Here is a 13257-nt window from a genome sequence, read left to right as displayed (position 1 = left end):
CAACTGCCCATCCGGGCCCCAGGAGACCAGGTCACCGGTCCGATACATCCGGGCACCAGGAGCGCCGAACGGGCACGCTACGAACCTCGAGGCGGTCAACCCCGCGCGCCGCACATAGCCGACGCCCACGCCGCGGCCGGCGACATACAACTCACCCACCACACCGGGGGGAACCGGACGTAGCGACCGGTCCACGACGAACAACGCCGCACCCGGCACCGGCACGCCGACCGGCACCACGCCCGGCCCAGCCTGAAGCGGAGCGCTGATCGTGGCATACACCGTCGTCTCCGTCGGACCATAACCATTGACCATCACCCGACCCGGCGCCCACCGATCCACCACATCCGGCGGGCACGCCTCAGCAGCCACCATCAACGCCGGGACCGACTTCAGCTTCTCGGGCGAGAGCATTCCGACCGCAGACGGTGTCTGGCTCAACACCGTCACGCCCTCAGCGAGAACCAACGCCTCCAGATCCTGCGGTGAGCGTGTGGTCTGCTCGGGAACAACCACCAGACGGCCACCGTGCAGCAGGGCGCCCCAGATCTCCCACACCGAGTAATCGAACGCCAACGACGAACACTGCGACCACACCTGCTGCGGCCCCAGCTCGATACCCACATCCATGCCGTCGAACAACCGCGTCACGTTCTGATGGGTAACCGCGACACCTTTCGGCGTCCCCGTGGTCCCAGACGTGTAGATGATGTGCGCCACGTCGTCAGGAGCCGGAACCGGCAGTGCGCTCGAGGATTGCACATCGATACACGGGTCGTCGACGGCGATCACCCGCACACCGGATCCGTGCAGCCGCCCGGCGAGCGCAGCCATGGTGACCGCCGCGACCGGCTGCGCATCGGCCAGCATGAACTCAACGCGAGCATCGGGGTGTGCCGGATCAATCGGCAGATACGCCGCACCGGACTTGAGCACTGCCAAGATCGCCACCACAGCCTGCATTGAGCGCTCGAGCATCAGCGCAACACACTCGCCGGGCCCGGCGCCGTATTCAGATAGCACGTGTGCCAACCGATTCGACGTCTCGTCCAATTCCCGATAAGACACTGAACGATCTTCGAAACGCACCGCCACGGCATCGGGAGCACTCTGCACCCGTGCACCGAACAACGCCGGAATCGAAGACTCCGCCACCGGTTGCGTCAGCACCGCCCGATGACCAACCGCATCGAGCCGCGCACAATCAGCGGCGTCAAGAACATCCACCGACGACAACCGCTGAGCTGTGTCAGCTGTGATCGCCGCCAACACGCGTTGTAGGCGCTCTAGCAGTAGGCGAACACTGGACGCGTCGAACACGTCGGTACGGAACTCGACCACGCCGCCGATACCGGCCGGCGCGCCGCCATCGCTGAACCGTTCAGCCAGTGAGAACACCAGATCCATCCGGGCGGTTCGGTTATCCGCATCCAGCGGTGTCGCCTGGACGTCACCCAGATCCAAACTGGACGCCTGCTCCGAGGCGAAGTTCTGCCACGAGACCATCACCTGCACGAGTGGGTGGTGCGTCAGGCTGCGGGCCGGGTTGAGTCGCTCCACCAGCACCTCGAACGGCACGTCCTGACGTTCGAACGCCGCCAAGCCGCGCTGCCGTACCTGCCCCAGCAGATCAGACACCGTCGGATCACCGCCCAGATCCAACCGCAGAACGAGAGTGTTGACGAAGAAACCCACCAGTTCATCAAGACCCGGATCGCTACGGCCGGCGGTCGCGATTCCCACCACCACATCGGAACTGGCGCTCAACTGTGCGAGGAGCGCGGCCAGCGCCGCCTGGACCACCATGAAACTCGTCGCGCCGTGCTCCCGGGCCACCCGCTCCACCTGCCGCTGCAACTCGGCAGGCCAGTCGATCGCCACACTCGCACCTTGGTAATCGGCCACCGGCGGATACGGCCGGTCAGTCGGCAACTCGAGGCGCTCAGGCAGATCGGCCAGCTCTTGTTCCCAATAAGCCAGCTGTGTGGCAATCACACTGTCCGGATCAGACGTCGACCCCAGCCAGTCATGTTGCCACAACGCGTAATCGGCGTATTGCACCGACAGTGGCGCCCACTCCGGGGCACGGCCGGCGCAGCGGCTCCCGTAGGCCGAGCCCAGATCCGCCACGAAAGGCGTGATCGACCAACCGTCGGCAGCGATGTGGTGAACCACCGCAACCAGGACATGTTGGTCCTCAGCGACGCGGAAGAGGGTTGCCCGCAACGGGATTTCCTGCGTGAGGTCAAATGGGCGCCGCGCGACCGCTCCGGCTGCTTCCTCCACCCGATCCGCCGACCACCCAGTGGCGTCGACAACCTGCCAGCCCAGTTCCGCTTGCGGGGCAGGCACCACCAACTGCTGCGGAATCCCGTCGACGGCGCCGAACATCGTGCGCAGGCTCTCGTGCCGCCCCACCACGTCGGCCAGCGCCTGTCCCAGCGCGTCGGCATCCAGGCTGCCTTCGAGCCGCAAAGCAACCGCCATGTTGTAGATCGACGACGGCCCCTGCAGTTGCTCCAGGAACCACAGCCGCTGTTGCGCGTAGGACAGTGGAATAACATCCGGCCGCTGCTGCGGGACCAACCGCTGGCGCCCACCCGAGCCCGCCTTGATGTGCGGTGCCAGCGCAGCGATGGTGGGCGCGTCGAACAAGGTACGGACACTGACGGCGGCGTCGAGGCCCGCGTTGACGGCGGCGATCAGTCGCATCGCCGTCAGTGAGTCCCCGCCGAGGTCGAAGAAGGAGTCGTCGATACCGACGCGTTCCAGGCCCAGGACTTGGGCGTAGATACCGGCCAGGATTTCCTCGGTAGCCGTGCTCGGAGCCCGGTAACGGTCAGTGTCGGTGTATTCGGGTGCGGGCAGAGCGCGTTTGTCGAGCTTGCCGTTGACCGTCAACGGCACTGCGTCGAGGACGACCACTGCGGCGGGCACCATGTAGGCCGGCAACCGCTGCGAGAGCTGTGCGCGGACCACCGCGGGATCGGCTGAGCCGGTGATGTAGCCGACCAGGCGCTTGTCCCCCGGCTGGTCCTCACGGACAATCACCACCGCCTGCTGCACACCCTCCACATCAGCCAGCGCGCTTTGGATTTCCCCGAGTTCGATGCGATACCCACGAATCTTGACCTGCTCATCAGCCCGCCCGGCATACCGCAACTGCCCATCCGGGCCCCACGACACCAGATCCCCAGTCCGATACATCCGAGCACCAGGAGCGCCGAACGGGCACGCTACGAACCTCGAGGCGGTCAACCCCGCACGCCGGACATAGCCGACGCCCACGCCGCGGCCGGCGACATACAACTCACCCACCACACCAGGTGGCACTGGACGCAACCACCGATCCAGGACGAACAACGCCGCACCCGGCACCGGCACACCAATCGGCACCACACCCGACCCAGCCTGAAGCGGAGCGCTGATCGTGGCATACACCGTCGTCTCCGTCGGACCATAACCATTGACCATCACCCGACCCGGCGCCCACCGATCCACCACATCCGGCGGGCACGCCTCAGCAGCCACCATCAACGCCGACACCGAACCCAACACCTGCGGATCCAAAACCCCCACCGCAGAAGGTGTCTGACTCAACACTGTCACACCCTCAGCAACAACCAACGCCTGCAAATCCCGCGGCGAGCGCGTCACCGACTCGGGCACCACCACCAAACGCCCACCATGCAGCAGAGCCCCCCAGATCTCCCACACCGAATAGTCGAACGCCAACGACGAACACGCAGACCACACCTGCTGCGGCCCCAGCTCGATACCCACATCCATGCCGTCGAACAACCGCGTCACGTTCTGATGAGTAACCGCAACACCTTTCGGCGTCCCCGTGGTCCCAGACGTGTAAATAATGTGCGCCACATCATCGGGCGCAGGAACCGGCAACGCCGCACTGGACTGAGAATCAACCCGAGGATCCTCAACGTCGATCACCGACACACCGGAACCGTGCAACCGCTCAGCCAACCCAGCCGTCGTGATGACCGCGACCGGCGCCGCATCGGCCAGCATGAACTCAACACGAGCATCGGGATGCGCCGGATCAATCGGCAGATACGCCGCCCCCGACTTCAACACACCCAAAATCGCCACAACCGCCCGCGCTGAACGCTCAAGCATCAACGCCACACACTCACCAGGTCGCGCCCCTTGGGCACTCAGCGAGTGCGCCAACCGATTCGACGCCTCATCCAACTCCCGATACGACAACGAGACGCCCTCGAACGACACCGCCACCGCATCCGGAGCACGAACAACCTGGCCTGCGAAAACCGCCGGAATCGAAGACTCCACCACCGGCCGCGTCAAAACCGCCCGATGACCAACCGCATCCAACCGCACACAATCAGCAGCATCAAGCACATCCACCAACGACAGCCGCTGGGCCGGGTCCGCAGTCATCACCGCCAGCATCCGCTGCATACGCTGGATCAAGGTCTCGATCGTGGCCGCGTCGAACACATCGGTGCGGAACTCCACCGATCCGTCGATACCGGCCGGTACGCCGGCATCATTGAAACGTTCGCGCAGCGAAAACACCAGATCCATACGGGCCGTTTGCGTTTCGGCGTCCAGCTGCGTGACGCCAACATCGCCCAGCACCAATGCCGCAGTAGGATCGCTGTGCTGCCACGGCAGATTCTGCCAGGTCAGCATGACCTGCACGAGCGGATGATGGGTCAGGCTGCGGGCCGGATTGAGCCGGTCCACCAGCACCTCGAACGGCACATCCTGATGCTCGAACGCCGCCAAGCTGCGCCGCCGCACCTGACCCAACAGGTCGGCAACCGTGGGATCTCCGGCCAGGTCCACGCGCAACACCAGCGTGTTGACGAAGAAGCCCACCAACTCGTCCAGCGCGGGCTCGCCACGGCCGGCAGACGCGATGCCCACGGCCACATCAGTGCTCGCGCTCAGCTGAGCCATCAGTGCCGCCAGCGCCGCCTGGACGACCATGAAACTCGTCGCGCCTTGCTCCCGGGCCACCCGGGCGATCTGTTGCTGCAACTCGGCCGGCCAATCCACAGCCACACTGGAGCCCTGGTAGTCGGCCACCGGCGGATACGGGCGGTCCGTCGGTAGCTCCAACCGGTCGGGCAACTCAACCAGCTCGTCCTCCCAGTAGCTCAGCTGCCCGGCGATCACACTGTCCGGATCAGACGTCGACCCCAGCCATTCCTGCTGCCACAACGTGAAATCGGCATACTGCACCGGCAGGGGTTCCCAATCCGGGGCCTCCCCTGTGCACCGACTGGCGTAGGCAGTCGCCAGATCAACCACCAGCGGAGTCACCGACCAGCCGTCGGCGGCGATGTGGTGCACGACCGCCGCCAGCACGTGCTCATTCTCACTGACACGGAAAAGTGTTGCCTTGATCGGGATCTCACTCACGAGGTCGAAACTGTGGCGTGCTGTCGCACCGATCGCCTCGTCGAGCCGGGCTGTGGGCCATCCGTCGGCGTCAACGATCTGCCACCCCAGATCAGCCTGGTCGGCGCTGAGTACCACCTGTTGAGGTACCCCGTCGACCGAGGTGAACACGGTACGGAGGCTTTCCTGACGGCCGATGACATCGGCAAGTGCTACGCCCAGGGCATCTTCATCCAGGCGCCCACTGAGCCGTAACGCGACCGCCATGTTGTAGATCGGCGACGGTCCCTGTAGTTGCTCCAAGAACCACAATCGTTGCTGGGCATACGACAACGGAACGGCCGCCGGACGATGCCGGGCAGCCAGCGGGGGCCGGGCCACGCCGTCCTGGTGCCGATCGAGATAGTCGGCGAATCCACCCACCGTGGATGCCTCGAACAAGTAGCGAACCGGCACATCCCGGCCAAGAGCGGACTGCAAACGCGCGCTGACCCGGATGGCGATCAGGGAATCGCCGCCGAGAACGAAGAAGTCGTCGTCGAGACCTGCCCTTCCGAGTCCCAGAACCTCGGTGAACACCTCGGCGACGATCTTTTCCGTATCGGTCTGCGGAGCTCGGAAGGATGTGGCGACAAAGGTGGGTTCAGGCAGAGCCTTGCGATCGATCTTGCCGGAAGAAGTCAACGGGAACTCGTCGAGCACCACGATCTGACTCGGCACCATGTACTCGGGCAACTGCTCGAACAACCACTGACGGACCGTAGTGACCTTCGAGTTGGTATGCGGGTCATTGGCGTAACCGCCGCGCTGACGGGAGTCCGCTGCGGGCTGGTAGAGCTCGGTGAGCGCGGGTAGCGACTCACCATCGGAGACGGCGATGAAGACGGCATCCAGGGTGCCGGGTTGAGTTCCCCACGTGACTGCGACGTGGTACCCGGCGGCAGCGCCGAGGCGGTACACCATTTCTGGGGTGACGACGTCCTCGGCGACGGAATCGGCGTGGGCTAGCGCCTCGGCGAGTGGGAGCCCAGCGCCCAGAGCTTGTTCGGTCACCACATCGGCGATCACGCCGGCGCGGGGAATGGAACTGACCCGCACGGTGGACGGGTGCTGAGCCGTCAACTCGGCCAGCAGCCCGCTCAGACCCGCACAGTCCGTCCACGTCCAGTTCGGGGCGCCGGCCAGCGAGCACACCTGGGTGGGCGACTTGTGGACGATCACGTCGTAGCGGTACCGGCTCAGCTCGTTGTCGGCCTCGCCGCGCTTGACCTGGATACCGATACCGCCCACGGACGGATGGTCGGCTGCCCAGGTGGTGAAAAACTCTGGGGCGAGCAGCAACTCGTGCTCGCCCAGCATCGCGCGCTGAACCCGTTGGCGGACCTCGTCGGTATCGGTGCCGTTGCGGCTGCGCGCGAGGACGATACCTGTCTGGAACGCTCCTTGCAGGCTGTGATTGCGCACGTCACCGATGAACAGCGTGCCGCCCGGCGCCAGCAGTTCCACTGCCTTGTCGATGACCTCGGCCAGGTACCCGGCGCTCGGGAAGTACTGGACCACCGAGTTGATCACCACCATGTCGAACTGGTTCTGCGGCAACTCCGCGGTGATGTGCGCAGGCCGGGTCAGAAGATGGACCCGATCGCCCCAGGGCCGGCCGGCCACCGCCGTCTGCAGCTTCTGGATGGTCGGCGCGGAAAAGTCTGTGCCCCAGTACTCCACGCACTTCGGAGCAAGCTGGGACAGCAGCAAACCAGATCCGACGCCGAGCTCCAGCACCCGCTGCGGCCGCAGTGCCAGAATCCGATCCACGGTGGCCGAGCGCCATTCCTCCATCTCGTGAAGGGGAATCGGATCGTCGGTGTAGCTGCTGTTCCAGCCGCGGAAATCGTTACCGAACTCGACGGCGTCGAGATCGGCGTCGTAGAGCTCGTCGTAAATGCCTTGCCACTGGTCGACAACGTCGGCGTCGTAATCGGCGGTGCTGGTCTGCTCGAGGGCGATGTAGCCAACCAGATGATCGACACCGGTGCTGCCCCGATGCACGGCCGCAGCCGCACGGGTGACCTGCGGGGAGGCCAGCAAGGTGTTCTCGATCTCGCCCAGTTCCAGGCGCTGCCCACGCAGTTTGACCTGGGCGTCCGCACGTCCCAGGTATTCCAGGCTGCCCGTCGGGGTCCAGCGCACCAGATCGCCGGTGCGATAGAGACGCGTCCCCGGAACCCCAAAGGGATTGGCCACGAAGCGATCCGCCGTCAGATCAGGTCGTCCCACATAGCCACGTGCCAGCACCGGGCCGGCCAGGTACAGCTCACCCACGACTCCGACCGGAGCCGGATTCAGCCGGGCATCCAACACCAACGCACACGTACCCGGGACCGGGGCACCGATCCGCACGGGCTGTCCGGCCGACAACGCACTCCAAGTGGCCCAGATGGTCACCTCGGTCGGACCGTAAGCATTGAACATCCGCCGCCCCGGTGCCCACGCCGCCACCAACTCGGCCGGGCACGCCTCACCACCTGTGACCAACGTGTCCAACCCGTCGATCTCGGCCGGGTCCAGGGTCGCCAGCACCGTCGGAGTGATCAGCGCCGCCTCAACCTGCTGGTCCTCGATCACCGCCGTCAGTGCGTCACCCGCGTAGGAATCCGGCGGGGCCACCACCAGCGCGGCCCCCGAAGCCACTGCCCACAGCCACTCGAATACCGAGGCATCGAACGTCGGCGCGGCCACCATCAGCACCCGCGCCCGCGGAGTCAGACCGAGTAGATCGTGGTGCGCGGCTGCCACCCCCAACACCCCGGCATGGCTGATCGCCACACCCTTCGGCGTACCCGTGGAACCCGACGTGAAGATTACGTATGCCGCATCGTCAACACTCAAAGGCGCCAGTCGATCCGTATCCGTCACAGGATCCGCACTGTGCTCGGACAGATCAACCACATCTAGCGGAACCACGAGTCGGCTGCCGGTCCCCTCGACCGCACCGATGCCGCAGGTGAGCACGCAAACTGCTTCGGCGGTGTCCAGCACCGTGGAGACTCGCTCGGCCGGGTGGCCCGGATCAACCGGCACGTACACCCCACCTGCCTTGAGCACCGCCCACCAGGCGATCACCAGCTCCGCGCAGCGACCCATCGCCACCCCGACCGCATGCTCGGGGCCAACCCCCGCTTCGATCAACGCCCGTGCCAGCTGGTTGGAGACCTCATCCAGCTCCCGGTACGACAGCTCGCGTGTTCCGTCCACCACCGCGACGGCATCGGGATCAGCGGCCACTGCCGCAGCCAACAACTCCGGGGCCAAGCCCTTCGGGCCACTCACCTCGGCACCGGACCACATGTGCAGCAAGAGGTTCTGCTCGTCGTGATCCAGGAGGCCCACCTCGCCCACGACCACCGACGGGTCGGACACCACAGCCTCGACGACGCGGCCGAACCACCCCACCATCCGCTCGACACTGGAGCGGTCATACAGATCGGTGGCATAAGCGACCGTGCCTGCCGCCATCAGCGCACCGCAGCCCTCGGCAGGCACTGCGTGCAGATCGAACAGCGCGCTCGCGTCTCCGCTGGACAGTTCTCGCAGATCGAATTCGAGGTCGAACCGGGCAGTGCGGATGTCGGCAACCATCGGCTCGACGTAGAGCTCGTCCAGCTGGATCTCGGGGCGCACATTGTTCTGGAAGGCCAAGGCCACCTGGAACAGTGGATGGTGCGAGGTGGATCGTGTCGGGTTGAGCCGCTCTACCAAAAGCTCGAACGGCACATCTTGATTGGCATAGGCGTCCAGGGCCTTCTGCCGCACCCGTTCCAGCACCTCGCTGAACCGCAACGCAGGGTCGACACCTACCCGTAGCACCCAGGTGTTGACGAAGAAACCGACCAGCTCATCAATGGCCTGGTCCATCCGCCCGGCGATCGGGGTGCCCAGCGCGATGTCCTCACCGACGCCGGCGCGGTGCAGCGCCACCGCCATCGCGGCCTGCAACACCATTGACACCGTTGCGTTGTGCGCCGCGGCCACGGCCTTGATCCCTGCCCAGGACTCGGGATCGATACGCAGATCGACCGCGTCGCCGCGATAGCTGGGTGCCGGTGGGCGTGGCCGATCCGCGGTTAGCGACACGACCTCGGGAAGATCCGCCAGTTCCCGCCGCCAATAAGTCAGTTGGCTGGCGAGCACACTGTCGGGATCAGATTCGGATCCCAGCCAGTCTTGTTGCCACAATGTGTAATCGGCGTACTGGACGGGCAGCGGTGACCAATCGGGCAGCTGCCCGGCGCAGCGGGCTGCATAGGCGACCCCGACATCCTTGACCATGGGCGCCATCGACCAGCCGTCGAAAGCGATGTGGTGCAAGACGATTCCGAGGACATACTGTTCGGGTCCCACGGCATAAATTTGGGCCCGGATCGGAATCTCGGTCGCCAGATCAAAGGTGTAGCCCGCCAGGGAGATCAGCTCTCCGACCAGATCGGCTTCCGCTACCGGCGCCACCGCTGGGCCTCCGCGCCGCCACAGCCCCGGCTGCACGGGCAGAACCTTCTGCGAGGGCACCCCGTCGATGTCGGGGAACACCGTGCGCAGCGATTCGTGACGGGTGATCACATCATCAAGGGCCGCATCGAGTGCATCCAGATCCAGCGCACCGTTGATCCGGAACCCGATCGGCATGTTGTAGGTCGCGACCCCGTCCTCGAACCGATTGAGGAACCACATACGGTTCTGCGCGAAGGACAACGGGATCAGAGCAGGACGGTCGCCCGCCACCAACGGCGCACGCCGTTCCGAATCCTCACCGACATGTGGTGCCAACTGCGCCACCGTCGGCGCGTCGAACAACGTGCGTACCGCCAGTCCGGCATCCAAGTTCGTGTTGACTGCGGCCACAACCCGCATCGCGAGAATACTGTCCCCGCCCAAATCGAAGAAGGAGTCGTCGATACCGACGCGTTCCAGGCCCAGGACTTGGGCGTAGATACCGGCCAGGATTTCCTCGGTAGCCGTGCTCGGAGCCCGGTAACGGTCAGTGTCGGTGTATTCGGGTGCGGGCAGAGCGCGTTTGTCGAGCTTGCCGTTGACCGTCAACGGCACTGCGTCGAGGACGACCACTGCGGCGGGCACCATGTAGGCCGGCAACCGCTGCGAGAGCTGTGCGCGGACCACCGCGGGATCGGCTGAGCCGGTGATGTAGCCGACCAGGCGCTTGTCCCCCGGCTGGTCCTCACGGACAATCACCACCGCCTGCTGCACACCCTCCACATCAGCCAGCGCGCTTTGGATTTCCCCGAGTTCGATGCGATACCCACGAATCTTGACCTGCTCATCAGCCCGCCCGGCATACCGCAACTGCCCATCCGGGCCCCACGACACCAGATCCCCAGTCCGATACATCCGAGCACCAGGAGCGCCGAACGGGCACGCTACGAACCTCGAGGCGGTCAACCCCGCGCGCCGCACATAGCCGACGCCCACGCCGCGGCCGGCGACATACAACTCACCCACCACACCGGGGGGAACCGGACGTAGCGACCGGTCCACGACGAACAACGCCGCACCCGGCACCGGCACGCCGACCGGCACCACGCCCGGCCCAGCCTGAAGCGGAGCGCTGATCGTGGCATACACCGTCGTCTCCGTCGGACCATAACCATTGACCATCACCCGACCCGGCGCCCACCGATCCACCACATCCGGCGGGCACGCCTCAGCAGCCACCATCAACGCCGACACCGAACCCAACACCTGCGGATCCAAAACCCCCACCGCAGAAGGTGTCTGACTCAACACTGTCACACCCTCAGCAACAACCAACGCCTGCAAATCCCGCGGCGAGCGCGTCACCGACTCGGGCACCACCACCAAACGCCCACCATGCAGCAGAGCCCCCCAGATCTCCCACACCGAATAGTCGAACGCCAACGACGAACACGCAGACCACACCTGCTGCGGCCCCAGCTCGATACCCACATCCATGCCGTCGAACAACCGCGTCACGTTCTGATGAGTAACCGCAACACCTTTCGGCGTCCCCGTGGTCCCAGACGTGTAAATAATGTGCGCCACATCATCGGGCGCAGGAACCGGCAACGCCGCACTGGACTGAGAATCAACCCGAGGATCCTCAACGTCGATCACCGACACACCGGAACCGTGCAACCGCTCAGCCAACCCAGCCGTCGTGATGACCGCGACCGGCGCCGCATCGGCCAGCATGAACTCAACACGAGCATCGGGATGCGCCGGATCAATCGGCAGATACGCCGCCCCCGACTTCAACACACCCAAAATCGCCACAACCGCCCGCGCTGAACGCTCAAGCATCAACGCCACACACTCACCAGGTCGCGCCCCTTGGGCACTCAGCGAGTGCGCCAACCGATTCGACGCCTCATCCAACTCCCGATACGACAACGAGACGCCCTCGAACGACACCGCCACCGCATCCGGAGCACGAACAACCTGGCCTGCGAAAACCGCCGGAATCGAAGACTCCACCACCGGCCGCGTCAAAACCGCCCGATGACCAACCGCATCCAACCGCACACAATCAGCAGCATCAAGCACATCCACCAACGACAACCGCTGCGCCGGATCGGAAACGAACGCAACCAGAATCCGCTGCAACCGCTCCGCCAGGTCTGCTACGCCAAAACTAGAGAAAGGTTGACCCGTGCCCATCGTGCTGAGGACCAGTTCATCTCCGGCACTGGAGAAGACGAGACCGAAGCCACCGACAACGCCAGCGTTGGTCAACGACGCCGAAGCCTCCGCGCCACCGAAGTCCAGCGTGAACGTAGACGGAAGGAAGTTGACACTCACCCGATTCGCCATCTGGCCCGCCACCCGCGGGTTGACCTTGCGCTCTAGCGTGTGTACCGGAAAGCGCTGATGCTGCAGGGCTTCCTGTATGTGGCTCTCGACATCGTCGAGGAATTCGGAGATCGACGTTGCGGGTGAGGCCTTCACCACGAGCGGCACCACGCCGGCCACCATGCCGGGCAGCGTCCGCGATTCTGGACTTACACGCCGGCTGACCGGAAAGTCGAGCACAACATCTGAGCCCTCAGCGCACCACCCACGCACCAGCAACGCACACGCCGCAGTGATGATCGATGAACGAGCAACATTCTTCGACCGGGCGAGTATGTCGACTTGACGCAGCACCTCTGATTCGAATTGAACTGAGGCAGAAGGCCAATGCACCTCCTCGGTATCAACGGCATCAGTCTGCCAAGAGTTCGGGCCCGCTTCCGGCGGAAGATTCCCAGTCCAGTAGGCCTGGTCATCGAGATATTCCCTGGAGGCTTCGTACGTCGACTCGTCGTCGATCAGATCGGCCAGCGATCCGAAGATCGGCGGGGGTATGGGTGCGCCGGAACAGACTGCGGAATACACCGATGCAAGCCGAGATCCGACGAGCGCAATCCCGGTCCCGTCGAGCACGATGTGGTGACAGCACGCGATCAGGAAGTGTTCATCGTCGCGTGTCTGGAACAGTGCAAATCTGAACAGCGGTCCGGTGAAAGACATTGGCGTGCGCTGGATCGAGGCTGCCATGTCACGGGCTTCTGCGACGGGATCGGACGCGCTGCGCAGGTCGTAGAAGGCCAGCCCCACATCGGGGTGGTCGACTACCTTTTGGTAGACCTGCCCGTTCACCTCGAAGAAGGTGGCCCTGAGGGGTTCAGCCTCTCGCACCACCCGGCGGATCGCCCACTCAAGGGCGTCGCGGTCGAGCGCGCCCGCGATTTTCACGAATAGGCCGAGTAACCATTCCGTGCCGGACTCTGCCACGTCGTGCGCAAGCCAAATGTCGAGCTGCGCGCGTGTTACCGGCAGCGCTTGTTCAACGTGCTGCAT

General features: G+C 64.8%; 1 protein-coding gene (cut by a window edge). It reads right to left on the bottom strand.

The annotated features are described in order from the left end of the window. Nucleotides 1-13257, bottom strand: partial view of a non-ribosomal peptide synthetase gene (locus JOF57_RS31465; RefSeq protein ID WP_407666619.1) — the 5' portion only. It extends 6324 nt beyond the left edge of the window; 13257 of the gene's 19581 nt are visible here — the first part of the coding sequence; its start codon is at nt 13255-13257; its stop codon lies off the left edge, out of view.

It is taken from the genome of Mycolicibacterium lutetiense (assembly GCF_017876775.1).
Classification (GTDB): domain Bacteria; phylum Actinomycetota; class Actinomycetes; order Mycobacteriales; family Mycobacteriaceae; genus Mycobacterium; species Mycobacterium lutetiense.
This window is presented reverse-complemented; position numbering and strand designations above follow the sequence as displayed.